Raw genomic sequence first — 15,478 nt, forward strand, 5'->3', positions numbered from 1 at the left:
CACCGAAGGGAACTGTCTGTTGTTCACAGGACGTATCGCGCGCTTCGACGCGCCCGGAAAGCCATTCGAGATCGAGACCGTGAACCTGGCCGAGGTCGGCCCCGGCGAGATCCTGATCAAGGTCACCAGGACCAACATCTGCGGATCGGACCTACACGCGTGGCACGGCACCTTCGCCACCCGCGGCCTGGGTGGACAACTTCCGACGGTGCTCGGTCACGAAATGGTCGGCGCGGTATCCGAACTCGGTGACGGGGTCACAGCGGACTCGAACGGAGCACCGCTGGCGAAGGGCAGCCGGGTGGTGTTCCCCTACTTCTTTTCCTGCCACCGGTGCCGAAACTGCCTGGCGGGCAGGCGCAACGCGTGCCTGAACCTCGCGATGGCCATGCTCGGACGCGCCGACGCGCCGCCCTACTTCGTCGGCGGCTACGCCGACTACTTCCTGCTGCCCGCCGGGGCGGTCGTGTATACCGTGCCCGACCGGGTCAGCGACGACATCGCGTCGGGCGCCAACTGTGCGCTGTCCCAGGTGATGTACGGCCTCGAGCGCGTTGACCAGCAACTCGGCGAGACCGTCGTCGTGCAGGGCGCCGGCGCACTGGGGCTGTACGCGGTCGCGGTCGCCAAGGCCCGCGGCGCCGGTCGGGTCATCGCCATCGACGGGGTGGCCGAACGGCTCGAGCTGGCAACCGCCTTCGGCGCCGACGCGGTGATCGACATCAACACGGCCGCCACGGTGAAGGACCGCGCGAAGATCATCCGCGACCTGACCGACGGTTACGGCGCCGACGTCGTGGTCGAGGTGGTCGGCCACCCGTCCGCCATCGACGAGGGGCTCAAGATGCTGGGCCAGTTCGGCCGTTACGTCGAGATCGGAAACATCAACATCGGCAAGACCTTCGAATTCGACCCGTCACGTTTCGTTTTCGCCAACAAGACGATGGTCGGGGTCTCGCTGTACGAACCGCCCGTACTGTCGCGGGCGCTGACCTTCCTCGAACAACACCAGGACGCCCTCCCCCTGCACCGGTTGGCTGCAGCGCAGTATCCGCTCGACGACATCAACGAGGCGTTCGCCGCCGCCGAGCACAAGCGCGACGTCCGCGCCAGCATCATTCCCTGATCCCAAGGAGATCCATGCACGACTACACCCGCAAGACGCTGTTCATCGACGGGCAGTGGATGACACCGTCGGCGGCCGACGTGATCGACGTCGTCCACCCCGCCACCGAGAAGGTGATCGGCTGTGTGCCCAACGGATCGGTCGCCGACGTGGACGCGGCCGTGGCCGCCGCCCGCCGAGCCTTCGATCCGCTGATCACCCGCGCCGAGCGCAGTGACCGGCTGGCCCGGGTGATCGCCGCGATGGAGAAGCGGCTGCCCGACATCGCCGAGACCATCAGCCGGGAGATGGGCGCGCCGCTGCGTGTGGCGCAGGGGGTTCAGACCAAGGTGCCACTGGCGGTGGCACGCGGTTTCGCCGACGTCCTCGAGTCCTTCGAATTCGAAGAGCGCGTGGGCAACTCGTTGGTGCTGCGCGAGCCGTACGGCGTCGTCGGCGCCATCACCCCGTGGAACTATCCGCTCTATCAGGTGGTGGCCAAGGTGCTGCCCGCCATCGCCGCGGGCTGCACCGTCGTCCTCAAGCCGAGCAACGAGGCACCGCTGTCGGTGTTCGAGTTCATCGAAGCGGTCGAGGAGGCCGGACTTCCCGACGGTGTGGTGAACCTGGTGTCGGGGCGCGGATCCGTGGTGGGTGAGCGCATCGCGTCGCATCCCGACGTCGACGTGGTGTCGTTCACCGGCTCGACCGCCGTCGGTCGCCGGGTCGCCGAGCTCGCCGCCGGCTCGGTGAAGAAGGTCGCCCTCGAACTCGGGGGCAAGTCCGCCAACGTCATCCTCGACGGCGCCGACCTCACCACCGCGGTGAAGGTCGGTGTGGGCAATGCGTTCCTCAACGGCGGGCAGACCTGCATGGCGTGGACCCGGATGCTGGTGCCGTGCTCGCGCTACGACGAGGCCCTCGAACTGATCAAGGCCGCCGCCGCCAAGTACACCGTCGGCGACCCGTCCGACCCCGACACCCGGATCGGCCCCCTGGCTTCCGCCGCGCAGTTCGAGTCCGTGCGTGGGTTCATCGACCGCGCGCGCCGCGACGGCGCCCGCCTGCTCACGGGCGGATCCGAATCGGTCCGCGACACCGGCTACTACGTCGCCCCGACCGTGTTCGCCGACGTCGACCCCGACTCCGAGCTGGGTCAGGAGGAAGTGTTCGGGCCGGTGCTCGCGGTGATCCCGTTCCGGGACGAAGACGACGCCCTACGCATCGCCAACGGCACGCCCTACGGGCTCGCGGGCGCAGTGTGGGGTCCCGACCTCGACACCGCCATATCTTTCGCAAAGCGCGTGCAGACCGGACAGCTCGACGTCAACGGCGGCGTGTACAACCCCGTCGCGCCGTTCGGCGGCTACAAGAAGTCCGGCGTCGGCCGGGAACTCGGCCGCGCGGGGTTCGAGGAATTCCTGCAGACCAAGTCCCTACAGTTGCCGTCATGAGCACACCGCTGAACATCGCCGCTCACGGTGCGACACAGACGTGGACCATCGACCTGCCCGAGGTCGGCAACGCGATCACCGACAAGGGCTTCATCTCGGCGTTCGAGGCCGCCGTCGACGCCGCCAACGCGGACCTCGACGTGCGCGCGGTGATCCTGACGGGCGCGGGCAAGATCTTCTCCGCGGGCGGCAACGTCAAGGAGATGGCCGACCGCACCGGGATGTTCGGCCTCGACGCCCTCGATCAGCGGCGTGCCTACGTCGACGGGATCCAGCGCATTCCCCGCGCACTCGGCCGCCTGGAGGTCCCGCTGATCGCCGCGGTCAACGGTCCCGCCGTGGGAGCGGGCTGCGACCTCGCCATGATGTGCGACATCCGCGTGGCCTCCGAGCGGGCGTCGTTCGCCGAGAGCTTCGTGCAGATCGGCATCATCCCGGGCGACGGCGGCACCTGGTTCCTGCCCAGGGCGATCGGTTACGAGCGCGCCGCCGAGATGACGTTCACCGGCGACCGCATCGATGCGGCCACCGCCCTGGAGTGGGGCATGGTCACCCGCGTGGTGCCGCACGACGACCTGCTCACGGAGGCGCTCGCCTTGGCCGAGCGGATCACGAAGAACCCCGCTCACGCGCTGCGGATGGCCAAACGTCTGCTGCAGGAATCGCGGGCCGGCTCGCTGGACTCCACGCTGGCCATGGCCGCGGCCATGCAGCCGCTGGCCCACCGCGACCCGGAACACGAACAGCGCATCAGCCGATGGCGGACCGCTCCGTGACGCTCCCCCGCCTGGTTCCCCCGGCGGCCGTCGACGCTGCTGCGACCGCGGCCCTGCGAGCCGAGGTACGAGAGTTCCTCGCCGAGCAGCGTGCCGCGGGTGCTTTCACGCCGTCGGTCGACGCGTGGCTGACGGGATGGGACGAAGACTTCACCAAAGCGCTTGCCGCACAGGGCTATCTCGGGATGACGGTCCCGGTCGAGTACGGCGGACACGGACGCTCCTTCGTCGAACGGTTCGCGGTGACCGAGGAATTGCTCGCCGCGGGCGCACCGGTGGCGGCGCACTGGATCGCCGACCGGCAGATCGTGCCGTCGTTGCTCAAGTACGGCACGGAATTACAGAAGGGGGAGTTCCTTTCGCGGATCGTGCGCGGTGAGTGCTTCTTCGGCATCGGCATGAGCGAACCCGATTCCGGCTCCGATCTCGCGAGCGTGCGCACGAAGGCGGTCCAGGTGGACGGCGGTTGGTCGCTGTCGGGGACGAAGGTGTGGACGTCGGGGGCGCACTACGCGCATGCGTTCATCGCGTTGGCCCGCACGGCCCCGGTCGATCCGGACAACCGCCACGCCGGGTTGAGTCAGTTCATCGTCGACCTACGCGGACCGGGTGTGCACATCCGCCCCGTCGTCTCGATGAACGGCGCACACCACTTCAACGAAGTGATCCTCGACGGCACCTTCGTCCCCGACGACATGGTGTTCGGTGAGATCGGTGCGGGCTGGCGCCAGGTCACCTCGGAGCTGGCCTTCGAGCGCAGCGGACCCGAACGGTTCCTGTCCACCTTCGTGCTGTTACGGATGTGCGGCGAAAAGATGGCCGCACAGGAGCTTTCGCGGGACGCCGGACTCGGCCGCCTTATCGCCCGAACCGCCGGACTGCACCAGATGTCGGCCGCCGTCGCGGGCGCACTGGAGAGGCGCGAGCCCGCCGATGTTCCCGCGGCGGTGGTCAAGGTGCTCGGCACCACCACCGAGGGCGACATCGCCGACCTCGCCGACACGCTGACCGACGCGACCACGAATCCCGACCTTGCCGAACTGGTTTCGCGAGCCGTGGATCAGCGTCCCGGCTTCACGCTGCGCGGCGGCACCAACGAGGTGTTGCGCGGCGTGATCGCGCGAGGATTGGGGCTGCGATGACCGTCGATCCAGCACTGGTCGAGATGATGGACGCGGTCTTCGCCGAGTACCGCGACGCCCACCCGCCCGCGAAGACGGTCGAACGGGACACGGAGTTGTGGCGGCGCCTCGACGAACTGGGCCTGGTCCGACTGACCGGCGCCGAGGAGTCGGGCGGCAGCGGAGCGGGCTGGTTCGAAGCCGCCGAACTGCTGGCGGCCGCCGCCCGCAACGCGGTGCGAACACCGTTGGCCGAACACGACCTACTGGCCTGCTGGCTGCTCGAGGCGAATGGAATGGGCGGCGACGACGCGGTGCGCACCGTGTGCCTGCTCGGCGAGGACGGAACTGCCGAAGGTGTCCCCTGGGCCGCGGCCAGTGACCGGGTGGTCGTCGTCTGGCGCGATGGCGACGGCCATCGCGTCGCCGACATCGACGCCGCCGCACTCTCGATCACGGCCGGCAGCAACGCGATCGGTGAACCCCGCGACTCCGTCGAGGCCGACGTCGCCGCGCTCGACAGTGTCCCGGTGACCTCCGATCTGGTGGCCGAACTGTGGCACAAAGCCGCGCTGGTGCGGGCGATCCAGGTGTGCGCGGCGCTTGACCGGATCGTGCTGTCGTCGGTCGAACACGCCGCGTCGCGAATCCAGTTCGGCCGGCCCCTGTCCCGCTTCCAGGCCGTCCAGCACCTGATCGCCGACTCCGCCGCCGAAGCGGCGTTGGCGCGGGCGGCCACCGAGGGTGCGCTGACGACGGCCGTCACGAACGGTTGGTCGACGGGCAACCTCGCCTTCCGCGTCGCGGCGGCACGCTCCTGCGTCGGTCATGCCACGTCGGTCGTGGTGCGCAACGCCCACCAGGTGCACGGCGCGATCGGTACCACCCTCGAGCACCGGTTGCACGAGTTCACCCGGGCCGCGCTCGCATGGCGATCCGAATTCGGGTCGGTGCGCTATTGGGACGAACGGGTCACCGACGCGACCCTGGCCGCCGGAGCGGACGTGTGGAGCCTGATCGTCGACTGATCCGGCCGCCCGCCCGCGCGGTGTTCCACTGACCGGGCATCACCGCGCCACGTCCCGGTCGGCGACGGTTGACTCGCACCCATGAGCAACGAGATCACGCTGTCCGAGGTCCAGGAGTTCATCGCCGCCTTCTGGTACCACTACGACCAGGGTCATTTCGCCGAACTCGGGGCCCGGCTCGGCGACGAGATGGAATACCTGAGCCGGTCCGATTCCGGGAACTGCCCGTTCGAGGAGCTGCTGGCCGCCGAGTTGCACGGTAAGGACGAGACCTTGGCGTGGTTGACCCAGCACCGCAACGAGAATCCCTACCCGCTGCGCCACCACGCCACCAACGTCTTCCGCACCGGCGTCGACGGGGACGTCACCACCGCGCGCTTCTACCTGTACGTGAACCAGGTGACGAACAACGTCCCGTTCGACGTCTCCAGCGGCGTGGTCGACGTCGGCATCCGCCGCGCCGGCGACGGCCTGGTGTTCACGTCGATGACCGTGATCCTCGACGCCGAGGACTCCGTCACGTTCTCCGAGCACGCCGCCAAGACCGCCACCGCCTCGACCGCCTCGTAACGCGTGGACGCACGCGCGACGTTCGGCGGTGGTGTCGCGGTCATCACCGGCGCCGGCAACGGGATAGGCGCGGGGCTGGCACGCCATGCCGCCGCGCTGGGCATGACCGTCGTACTGGTCGACATCGACGCCTCGGCGATCGCGGCGCTTCGCGGCGAGCTCGCGGGCTCGGTGGACCTGGTGTGCGATGTGCGTGATCCCGAGGCGCTCGAAGGCCTTGCCGCACAGGTGTACTCGGAGATCGGCCCGGTCCGGCTGCTGGTCAACAACGCCGGTGTCGAGCAGTTCGGATATCTGTGGGACACCCCCGTCGCCAATTGGGACCGGCTGGTGGACATCAATGTCAGCGGCGTGTTCTACGGCGTCCGCGCGTTCCTGCCGCGCATGATCGCCGCGGACTCCCCGTCGTGGGTGTGGAACCTGTCGTCGATCGGCGGCGTCGCCGTCGTACCGCTGCAGGCGCCCTACATCGTGAGCAAGCATGCGGTGCTGGCGCTGACCGAATGCCTGCGACTGGAGGTCGAATTGGCCGGCCACGCCGACCGGATCCACGTGCAGGCTGTGCTGCCGGGCGCCGTGAAGTCGAACATCTTCGAGGCCGCCGGCGGCGTCGACGACGGCGACGTCGGGGCCGCCGAAGCGCAGCGGACCGCAATGCTCGACATCAAGGCCGAGGCAATGGATCCGGTCGAAGCGGCGCGAGTGGTCTTCGAACAGGCCGCGGCCGGCGAGTTCTATCTGCTCACCCAACCCGATTACGTCGGCAACGCCATGGCGGAGCGCGCCGAAGTCCTGGCGTCGCGCCGGGCGCCGGCCCTGCGCGCCAAGCGGCGGTTCGACCCCACTCGGCATTGACGGAATTCGATTGAAGGAAGGTCGACGTGCAGATCGCCGACAAGGTGTTCGTGGTGACCGGCGCCGGCAATGGTATGGGCAGGCAAGTCGCGCTTGGACTCGCCCGCCGCGGCGCACGCATTGCTGCGGTCGACCGTGACTCGGTCGGCCTGGCTGGTACGGCGGAACTCGCGAGCATCACCGGCATCCCGATGTCCACGCATGTTCTCGACCTCACCGACGACGAGGCGGTCGCCGCACTACCCGATGCGGTGGCGAAGGCGCACGGACAGATCGACGGACTGGTCAACATCGCCGGCGTCATCCACCGATTCGCCCCCTTTTCCGAGCTCTCCCCAGATGAGACCGACCGCATCATGGCCGTCAACTTCGATGCCACAGTGCGGATGTGCCGCGCCTTCCTGCCGTCCCTGCTGACGCGGCCGGAGGCGAACATCACCAACATGTCGAGTCTCTCCGCGCTGTTGCCGTTCGCCAGCCAAACGCTCTACAGCGCGAGTAAAGGGGCGGTGAAGCAGTTCAGCGAGGGTCTCTACGCCGAACTGTGCGACACCAATGTCCATGTGGTGACGGTGTTTCCGGGCAACATCGACACCAACCTGACGGGGAACTCCGGGGTGGCGATGCTCGACGCCGGTGACAAGAAGGTTCGTTCTGCCACCGCCGAAGCCGCAGGCAAGAAGATTGTCGACGGAATCGCCCGTGACCGCTTCCGAGTCCTGATCGGCACGGACGCATTGGCCCTCGACATCTTGGCCCGGCTGTCGGCGAAGCGCGCTACCCGGTTGGTCGCCAAGCAGATCAAGTCGGTTCTGTGAGGCTGAACATGGCAGCTGAAACCGAGTACGACGTCATCGTTGTCGGGTTCGGTGCTGCCGGCGCCGCCGCCGCGATCGAGGCTGCCGATCGCGGAGCGCGCGTCCTGGTGCTGGATCGGGGGTATGGCGGCGGCGCGACTGCCTTGTCGGGCGGGATCGTCTACGCGGGCGCGGGTACGGCCGAACAGCGGGCCGGCGGATACGACGACAGCGTCGCGGACATGCGGGCGTATCTCGAACAGGAGGTCGGCGACGCGGTCAGCAGTGAAACCCTTCGGAGGTTCTGCGAACAGAGCCCGGATCTGATCGAGTGGCTCAAGAGTCAAGGGGTCGGGTTCCGCGGCGGTCCCGTGTCCTCATACAAGACGTCGTATCCGACCGACGATTTCTACCTCTACTACTCCGGCAACGAGAAGGCCCATCCCTACGCGCGGCACACGCGGCCCGTGCCGCGCGGGCACCGCGTGGTGGCTCCGGGTATGAGCTCGGGCAAGGTGCTGTTCGAGAACCTGCGCCGTTCGGCGAAAGCCAAAGGCGTCGAATTCATTCCGTTGTGCCGAGTGCATCAACTCATCGCCGATGACCACGGGCGGATCCGCGGGGTCCGGTACCGCGCGATGCCGACGAACCATCCCGACGCGCGCAAGCACCGCGTTCTGACCAAGCTCACCGGAAAGGCAGGCACCTGGCTGCCCGGCCTGGTCAAGGGCGTGGTCGAGCGCGCCGAGACGCTGTGGTCCGACGCCGCCGTGGACGGCGAGGCATCCGCACGGTCAGTGATACTGGCCGCCGGCGGTTTCATTCACAACCGTGAGTGGATGGCCGAACACGCTCCGGAGTTCATGAAGATCTCGCCGCTCGGCACCCCCGGCGACGACGGCTCAGGTATCGCGCTGGGAGTCGAGGCCGGCGGCATGACCGACAAGATGGGCAACATCACGGCCTGGCGTTTTCTGTCGCCACCGAGCGCATTTCTCGAAGGTCTCACCGTGGGCCGGGACGGCCGACGCATCGCCAATGAAGACCTCTACGGCGCGACGCACGGCAATGTGATGATGCGCGAGTTCGGCGGCGCGGGCTGGGCCATCTACGACGCCCCGACCTGGAGGAAAGTAAAGACCCAGATTCGAACGCAGACACAGCTCTTCCAGCGCCTGCAATTGATGTACCTGTTGACGGTCGGACACCGCAAGGCGTCGACGGTGGAGGAGATCGCGCGCAAGAACGGGATCGATCCGACGGGTCTGCGCCGCACTGTCGAGGAGTACAACCGCGGCATTGCCGGCGGCGCGGGCGACCCCGCGCACAAAGAGCCGGATCTGTGTCCCCCGCTGACAACCCCGCCGTTCTACTCGATCAACATCTCTGCGGACTCGTCGATGTTCTACCCGATCCCCGGGCTGACACTCGGCGGCCTCATCGTCGATGAACACACCGGCGAAGTCGCCCATCGTGACGGTGGAACCGTGGCCGGCCTCTACGCCGCGGGTCGCAATGCGGTCGGTATCTGCTCCAACAGCTATGTCAGCGGGTTGTCCATCGCGGACTGCATTTTCAGCGGACGGCGCGCAGGGGCGCACGCGTCGGACACGCTACGGTCGGTCTCGAGTGATCGAGATCGCCTGTGACGCACTACTGCCTGGATCCCGACGCCGCGGCGCGGGTTGCGCAGTTCGGGGACGTGGCGCCGATGCGGGAGCGTGGACTCGACGCGGTGCGTGACGCTTTGGAATCCGCGCCGCTGCCCGAAATGCCGGAGATGGCCGATGTCGAGGATCGGATCATCGAGGGACCCGTCGGGGAGATCCCCCTGCGCATCTACCGACCGTCGACCGAAAGCGGCGCCCCCGCGGTCGTCTACTTTCACGGCGGCGGGATGGTCCTGGGCTCGAACCATTCGTTCGAACCGTTGGCGCGCAACCTCGCCCACCACTCCCACGCCACTGTGGTGTCCGTCGACTACCACCTGGCCCCCGAAGCGGCACCCCCGGCCCAGTTCGACGACGCCTACGCCGCGACCCGTTGGGTCGCCGAACACGCCGATGACCTCCGCATTGACAGCACCCGCGTCGCGGTGGCCGGCGACAGCGCGGGGGGCACACTGGCGGCCGGCGTCGCATTGGCCGCCCGTGACCGCGGTGGGCCGGCCCTGTTCGCCCAGATCCTGATGTATCCGGGCGTTGACAAGGATCTCGGGGCCCCGTCGATCCGAGCCATGCCCGAGGCGCCGATGCTTAGCGTCGTCGACATCGAATACATGCACGAGCTGGCCGACGGTCCGGAGCGCCCGTACACGATTCCCGCACGCGCACAAGATCTGTCGGACCTGCCGCAGGCCATCGTCGTCACCGCCGAAGCCGATCCGATCCGCGACTGGGGCGAGCGCTACGCGGACCGGTTGCGCGACGCGGGAGTACAGACGACGGTCACCCGCTACCCCGGCATCTACCACGGGTTCCTGATGCGTTCAGAGGCGACGGCCCGTGGGCGACTGGCGGTTGCCGAGATCGGCGCACTGCTACGCGCGAAGTTCGCCCATCCGCTGCCCTTCTGATCGAGCGGAAAACAGATGTCCCGATGACCGGACAGGCACGCGGCCACTTGCGGGCCACAACACCAGAATTGGCCAAGCGACCGGCATGAGATGCCGACCTCGAGAGTAGGAGAGAACATGCTCACCCAAGAGCAGCGGATGGAGTTGTCCGACGTCCTGCGGCCCGCTTCACCGCCCCGCGAGATCGACAACCTCTATACCGACGACCAGCGGGAGCGCCTCCTCGACGTGGTGCGCACCCAGGGGCCGTGGAAGCTGATCATCGCCCAGCACTTCGCGTCGGCCGAAGAACTGATGGCCACCATGAGCGGGTTGTTCCCCGAGGGCTTCACCCCCTCGCTGGACCTGTTCCTCACCGCGACGTTCCGCGGTTATCTGGCCAACTACGGCACGGTGCTCTATCCCGAGCTGCACGACTGCTTCTACAACCAGCGCTTCGTCGAGTACGCCAAGAGCTACTGGAACGCCGACTACGCCAAGCCCGAGATGATGCTGTTCAACATCAACGGCCCCTGCGCCAACCGCGATCCCGGCCACCTGGACTCCCCCAGCTTCCGCGGCGTGCGCCACGAGAACGCTCCCACCTGGCTGACCAGCGTCATGGGCAAGTCCGGGCTGTTCCGCGACTACCTCATCAAGATGGCTCAGGTCATCACGTGGTTCTCGCTCGACGAGGGCAGCGGTTTCACCTACTGGCCCGAGGGCCCTCTCAAGCCGCCGAAACGCCTGCTGCCGCCGGTCTACAACCGCGGTGTGCTCGTGCAGAACGAGATGATGGTGCACCGCGGCGAGGCCAACGGGCCGCTCGATCAACAGACCCCCGCGGGACTGGCGTTCGACACGGTGTTCACCGGGGATCCGTCGGACCGCGACTTCTGGCTGCTGAAGAACGGCGACGACGTGATCGCCCGCCACCACACCGACGAACTGCGGTTCCTGGTGCACTGGTCGGCGGAGGTGTTCACCGACTTCGACGAGCTCAAGAAGAACATGGACGGCAGCGACGATCTGACCATCGACAAGGCGATCGACATGCTCGTCGACGATGTGCACTCCAAGGGCATCAAGCTCGACGTGCCGAGCGAGCCTCTGCACGATCCGGAGTTCATCGCGGCGCTGAACGCGGTCTACGACCTCGGCGGGCCGGCGGAGTACCCGAAGGAAGCTCCCCTGTCGGAGTTCCAGCTGACCTAGGGGCGGTTTCGGTGCGCTATCAGTCGCTCAGCGATCGGTAGCGCACCGAAATCACACTGCTTCGTCGACGATCGGCAACGCCCCGCGGCGCGCCGCCTCCTCGATCGAATCCCGCAGTTCGAAGCAGACCAGGAACGGCCTACCGTCGTGCGCGTGGATGGCCTCGGCGTCGCGGCGCTGGTGGCACTTTCGGGCGGCCTCGGCGTCCCACTGCACGCTGGTCTGCTGCCAGGTGCTCTTGCGCACCAAAACGGTTGCCGCGCAGAGTCGGCACATCACCGAGGTCATCGGCGCGTCGGCGAGTCGGTTGTCCTGGCGGACGCTCATCCCGCGCTCGTGACGGCGTCCCGTGCGGCGATATTGGCCTCGACGATCTTCATCCATTCCTCGCGCGGCCGGGTGGTGTCGATCTCGTATTCGAAGCGGTCCACCATGTCCGGCGTCACGTCGGCGACGTCGACGTAGAACTGCTCGTACCAACGACGCAGTTGGTAGACGGGCCCGTCCTCCTCGCACAGGAGCGGATTGTCGATGCGCGCCTTGTTCTTCCAGATGGCGACGTCCTGCTCGAAACCCATCTTCACGAAGTCGCCGAGACCGATCGCCGTTTGCATCGCGAGGTCCTCGGGCAGGTTCTCGGACTTCTTGACGATGATCCCGTACTGCAGCACGAAGGAGTTCTGGTCGATCGGATAGTGACAGTTGATCAGCACCGTCTTGTGATCGACGTCGGTGTAGTGATACGTCAGGTCGTCAATCATGAAGGACGGCCCGAAATACGATGCGACCGAGGTGGTTCCGAGCATCTGCGTCGGCCCCGGCTCGCCGAGATCGGGCCGGCCCGCGCTGTTCATGTACTGGGTCGCGACATGGCCTTCGAAAATGTTCTTGAAGTGCGTCGGCAGCGAGCCGTGGATGTAGAAGAAGTGGGCCATGTCGACGACGTTGTCGATGATCTCGCGGCAGTTCGTGTTGACCACGGTCGTATACCAGTGCCAGTCGGTCCACTCGTCGCTTGTGGCGCCCTCGATGCGCGGGATCGTGACCTCCGGCGGCGGGGGGTTGCCCTCCGGGTCGTTCCAGATGAACAGCATGCCGTCCTGTTCGAGCGTGGTCCAGGTCGCGGTGCGGGCCAGCCGCGGCACTCGCTTGCTGTAGGGCACCTTCTTGCACCGACCGTCACCGCCCCAGCGCCAGTCGTGGAACGGGCACGCGATCTCGTCGCCCTTGACCTCGCCCTGGCTCAGGTCGCCGCCCATGTGGCGGCAGTACCCGTCGAGGACGTTGAGGCGGCCGTCGCCGCCGCGGAACACCACCAGCTTCTTGCCGAATGCGTAGACCTGGTGCGGCTTACCGTCACCGAACTCTCTGACCAGACCTAGGCAGTGCCAGCCTCGGGCGAACCGCGACGGCGCGGCCTCGGCCTCGATCTGGCGGACCTCGATGTCGGTGTCCATCGTCATACCGCTGTTCTAGCAGCCCCACCGGCCCTGTTCACGGTTCTGTTCCGCTCATCAGGACATCGATACCGGCCCGCTGCCATCCGCTCTACGTTGATGGCTTGTGAACAGCGCGCACGCGGCGACGATCCCGGAGGGCCTGCCCGTAACCGATACGACCGTCGATCTGGTGGTGGTCGGTTCCGGCACCGGTATGGCGGCAGCCCTTGCCGCTCATGAGCGCGGCCTGTCCGTGCTCATCGTCGAGAAATCGACCTATGTCGGAGGTTCCACCGCCAGGTCCGGCGGGGCGTTGTGGCTGCCTGCCAGCACGGTGATCAACGGCGACGGCGGCGCCGACACCGCGGAGCGGGCCAAGACCTATCTCGACGCCGTGGTCGACGGGACCGCGTCCTCCCAGCGCTCGGACGCATTCGTAGCCCACATCGGCGCAACCGTCGAGCTTCTGCGGCGTACAACGCCGATGCGGCTGTTCTGGGCGAAGGAGTACTCGGACTACCACCCCGAGGCGCCCGGCGGCACCGCCGTCGGCCGCACGTGCGAATGCCGTCCCCTCGATTCGGCGATTCTGGGCCGGTACCGACCGCGCCTGCGGCCCGGCGTGATGGAGGCCAAGGTTCCGATCCCCACCACCGGCGCCGATTATCGATGGCTGAACTTGATGTCGCGGATGCCGCGAAAGGGTCTGCCGGTCATCGCCAAGCGCCTCGGCCAGGGTGTGGGTGGTCTGCTGCTCAAGCGGCGTTACGTCGCCGGGGGTCAGGCGCTGGCCGCCGGTCTTTTCGCCGGTGTCTTGCGCGCGGGCATCCCCGTTTGGACCGACACCACGCTGCTCCGGCTCGTCGCCGACGGCGATCGGGTGAGCGGCGTGGTGCTGAGCCATGCGGGCGCGAACGTCACCGTGTCCGCGCGCCGCGGTGTCGTGCTCGCGGCGGGTGGTTTCGACCACCAGATGGACATGCGGTGGAAATTCCAATCGGAATTTCTCGGCGAGCATGCCAGCCTCGGGGCCGAAACGAACACCGGCGATGCCATCCGCCTCGCCCAGGACGTCGGCGCTGCAACCGATCTGATGGATCAGGCGTGGTGGTTCCCCGCCGTCGCCGCACTGCCCGGTGCAGAGCCCAAGGTGATGCTGGCGGAGCGGTCGCTTCCCGGATCGATCATCGTCGACCAGACCGGAAGTCGGTTCGTCAACGAGGCGACCGACTACATGACGTTCGGACAGCGGCTCCTCGAGCGTGAACGTGCGGGCAATCCGGTCGAATCGATGTGGATCGTGTTCGATCAGGGCTATCGCAACAGCTATGTCTTTGCCGCCGAGTTGTTCCCACGGATGGCGATACCCAAGCGCTGGTATGACGCCGGCATCGCGCACCGCGCCGAATCGATCGCCGAACTCGCACCCAAGATGAACCTCGACGGGTCGGCCCTCACCTCGACCGTCCAGCGCTTCAACGAAAACGCAGGCGCGGGTGTCGACCCGGACTTCCTGCGCGGGGCAAGCGCCTACGACCGCTACTACGGCGACCCGACGGTCACGCCGAACCCCAACTTGCGCCCACTGGATCGCGGACCCTTCTACGCCGTCAAGATGGTGCTGAGCGATCTCGGCACGTGTGGCGGCTTGCGCGTCGACGACCGCGCCCGGGTGCTACGAGAGGACGGCGGCACGATCGACGGGTTGTATGCGATCGGCAACACCGCCGCCAACGCGTTCGGTGCCACCTATCCCGGAGCGGGCGCGACGATCGCGCAGGGTCTGGTGTACGGCTACATCGCCGCCGCGGACGCCGCCGACCGGTGACCGATCAGTCGTCGGCCTCGGCCTTCTTTTCGATCTCGTACCAGTATTCGGTTGCGGGCCAGGGAATCTGGGTGCCCGGTTCGATTCCGGCGTCGGCGAAGACGGCTTCGGCCTCGTCCAGTTCTTTGAGCATCTTCAACGCGAGTTCGCGTTCGGCGGCGTAATACCTCTCGGCCCACTGCAAGGCGACCTTCGCATACGCCCATGACGGCTCCACGCCTGCCCACTTGGCGTCCTTGGCGGCCTTGCGCTGCATGTCATCGGCGTAGGCGACGTGCTCCTGCAGAATCTCCTTGAGCCTTGCCGGATCGGTGAGATGTCCGAACGTCACGCGCAGCAACGGGTTGTGCTTGAGCACCGGCGGATCGACCGGAGATTCGTTGGCCCACTTCCGCACCGCCTCGAGTCCGGCCGGGGTGATCCTGTACAGCCGACGGTTGCGGGTGCCACCGGTGCTCTCGACGCGCGATGACAGCAGTCCCACCCGCTCCAGCTTTTTCAGCTCTGAGTAGATCTGGCTGTAGGCGGGGCTCCCGTAGAAGAACCGCATGCTCCATTCGATCCACTTGCGGATGTCATAGCCCGACAGTTCGTGTTCGTACGACAGCATGCCCAGCAACGCCCAACTGGTCGCAGCCAGATTCGGCTTCGCGTCGGACGTGCTTTTCGCCATTCGGTCAGCCTAACAACGGCAGCTCGAACCGCTCGTCCAACGCACCACTGGCCGGGATACCGC

The 15,478-nt window shown here is 67.1% G+C and carries 15 protein-coding genes; 12 read left to right on the top strand and 3 right to left on the bottom strand.

Annotation, left to right across the window (positions count from 1 at the left end):
• Positions 1-19: 19 nt before the first annotated feature.
• The 11 genes from CEX87_RS06565 (at position 20) to CEX87_RS06615 (ending at position 11,475) form a co-directional block, all read left to right on the top strand.
• Positions 20-1,126, top strand: a complete 1,107-nt coding sequence (locus tag CEX87_RS06565; RefSeq protein ID WP_064393872.1) for a zinc-binding dehydrogenase — start codon at positions 20-22, stop codon at positions 1,124-1,126.
• Between the two features lie 14 nt (positions 1,127-1,140).
• Complete coding sequence (locus tag CEX87_RS06570) at positions 1,141-2,559, top strand: aldehyde dehydrogenase family protein (RefSeq protein ID WP_064393873.1); 1,419 nt, start codon at positions 1,141-1,143, stop codon at positions 2,557-2,559.
• On the top strand, positions 2,556-3,335 hold the full coding sequence (locus tag CEX87_RS06575; protein ID WP_064393874.1) for a crotonase/enoyl-CoA hydratase family protein: 780 nt from the start codon (positions 2,556-2,558) through the stop codon (positions 3,333-3,335). Before CEX87_RS06570 ends, CEX87_RS06575 begins: the two co-directional genes overlap by 4 nt.
• Positions 3,332-4,477 carry an acyl-CoA dehydrogenase family protein gene (locus CEX87_RS06580; protein WP_198957169.1) on the top strand — a complete coding sequence of 382 codons (1,146 nt, stop codon included), beginning with the start codon at positions 3,332-3,334 and terminating at the stop codon, positions 4,475-4,477. Before CEX87_RS06575 ends, CEX87_RS06580 begins: the two co-directional genes overlap by 4 nt.
• Positions 4,474-5,484 (top strand): acyl-CoA dehydrogenase family protein, encoded by a 1,011-nt coding sequence (locus tag CEX87_RS06585; protein WP_233151305.1) that lies wholly within the window; start codon positions 4,474-4,476, stop codon positions 5,482-5,484. The genes CEX87_RS06580 and CEX87_RS06585 overlap by 4 nt, the downstream gene beginning before the upstream one ends.
• An 81-nt stretch (positions 5,485-5,565) precedes the next feature.
• Positions 5,566-6,054, top strand: a complete 489-nt coding sequence (locus tag CEX87_RS06590; RefSeq protein ID WP_064393877.1) for a nuclear transport factor 2 family protein — start codon at positions 5,566-5,568, stop codon at positions 6,052-6,054.
• Between the two features lie 3 nt (positions 6,055-6,057).
• Entirely contained in the window at positions 6,058-6,909 is an 852-nt protein-coding gene (locus CEX87_RS06595; RefSeq protein ID WP_064393878.1) for an SDR family oxidoreductase, read from the top strand.
• A 26-nt stretch (positions 6,910-6,935) separates the two neighbouring features.
• The gene (locus tag CEX87_RS06600) at positions 6,936-7,727 is read left to right on the top strand and encodes an SDR family NAD(P)-dependent oxidoreductase (RefSeq protein WP_064393879.1); all 792 of its coding nucleotides are present in this window, start codon (positions 6,936-6,938) and stop codon (positions 7,725-7,727) included.
• Positions 7,728-7,735: 8 nt separating this feature from the next.
• On the top strand, positions 7,736-9,355 hold the full coding sequence (locus tag CEX87_RS06605) for an FAD-binding protein (protein WP_064394175.1): 1,620 nt from the start codon (positions 7,736-7,738) through the stop codon (positions 9,353-9,355).
• Positions 9,352-10,281, top strand: a complete 930-nt coding sequence (locus tag CEX87_RS06610; RefSeq protein ID WP_064393880.1) for an alpha/beta hydrolase — start codon at positions 9,352-9,354, stop codon at positions 10,279-10,281. The genes CEX87_RS06605 and CEX87_RS06610 overlap by 4 nt, the downstream gene beginning before the upstream one ends.
• A 117-nt stretch (positions 10,282-10,398) precedes the next feature.
• On the top strand, positions 10,399-11,475 hold the full coding sequence (locus CEX87_RS06615; protein ID WP_064393881.1) for a hypothetical protein: 1,077 nt from the start codon (positions 10,399-10,401) through the stop codon (positions 11,473-11,475).
• A 51-nt stretch (positions 11,476-11,526) separates the two neighbouring features.
• Here the strand turns inward: CEX87_RS06615 and CEX87_RS06620 are convergent, their stop codons facing one another.
• Both CEX87_RS06620 and CEX87_RS06625 read right to left on the bottom strand, forming a co-directional pair.
• Positions 11,527-11,802: a hypothetical protein gene (locus tag CEX87_RS06620; protein WP_064393882.1), complete on the bottom strand. Its 276-nt coding sequence runs from the start codon at positions 11,800-11,802 to the stop codon at positions 11,527-11,529.
• A complete protein-coding gene (locus tag CEX87_RS06625; RefSeq protein ID WP_064393883.1) occupies positions 11,799-12,938 on the bottom strand; it encodes a Rieske 2Fe-2S domain-containing protein in 1,140 nt (379 codons plus the stop codon). Before CEX87_RS06625 ends, CEX87_RS06620 begins: the two co-directional genes overlap by 4 nt.
• A 100-nt stretch (positions 12,939-13,038) precedes the next feature.
• Here CEX87_RS06625 and CEX87_RS06630 point away from each other — a divergent pair, with 100 nt between their 5' ends.
• Positions 13,039-14,742, top strand: coding sequence for a 3-ketosteroid-delta-1-dehydrogenase (locus CEX87_RS06630; RefSeq protein WP_094286515.1), 1,704 nt, complete (start codon positions 13,039-13,041; stop codon positions 14,740-14,742).
• A gap of 4 nt (positions 14,743-14,746) precedes the next feature.
• Here CEX87_RS06630 and CEX87_RS06635 read toward each other — a convergent pair whose 3' ends face one another.
• Entirely contained in the window at positions 14,747-15,415 is a 669-nt protein-coding gene (locus CEX87_RS06635; RefSeq protein WP_094286517.1) for a PadR family transcriptional regulator, read from the bottom strand.
• Positions 15,416-15,478: the final 63 nt, after the last annotated feature.

This window comes from Mycobacterium lehmannii, from assembly GCF_002245535.1.
Classification (GTDB): domain Bacteria; phylum Actinomycetota; class Actinomycetes; order Mycobacteriales; family Mycobacteriaceae; genus Mycobacterium; species Mycobacterium lehmannii.

Excerpts from the sequence above, each read along its gene's own strand:
- CEX87_RS06570 (WP_064393873.1), top strand. The coding sequence starts at position 1,141 with ATGCACGACTACACCCGCAAGACGCTGTTCATCGACGGGCAGTGGATG.
- CEX87_RS06620 (WP_064393882.1), bottom strand. The coding sequence starts at position 11,802 with ATGAGCGTCCGCCAGGACAACCGACTCGCCGACGCGCCGATGACCTCG.
- CEX87_RS06590 (WP_064393877.1), top strand. The coding sequence starts at position 5,566 with ATGAGCAACGAGATCACGCTGTCCGAGGTCCAGGAGTTCATCGCCGCC.
- CEX87_RS06605 (WP_064394175.1), top strand. The coding sequence starts at position 7,736 with ATGGCAGCTGAAACCGAGTACGACGTCATCGTTGTCGGGTTCGGTGCT.
- CEX87_RS06635 (WP_094286517.1), bottom strand. The coding sequence starts at position 15,415 with ATGGCGAAAAGCACGTCCGACGCGAAGCCGAATCTGGCTGCGACCAGT.
- CEX87_RS06585 (WP_233151305.1), top strand. The coding sequence starts at position 4,474 with ATGACCGTCGATCCAGCACTGGTCGAGATGATGGACGCGGTCTTCGCC.
- CEX87_RS06615 (WP_064393881.1), top strand. The coding sequence starts at position 10,399 with ATGCTCACCCAAGAGCAGCGGATGGAGTTGTCCGACGTCCTGCGGCCC.
- CEX87_RS06625 (WP_064393883.1), bottom strand. The coding sequence starts at position 12,938 with ATGACGATGGACACCGACATCGAGGTCCGCCAGATCGAGGCCGAGGCC.
- CEX87_RS06575 (WP_064393874.1), top strand. The coding sequence starts at position 2,556 with ATGAGCACACCGCTGAACATCGCCGCTCACGGTGCGACACAGACGTGG.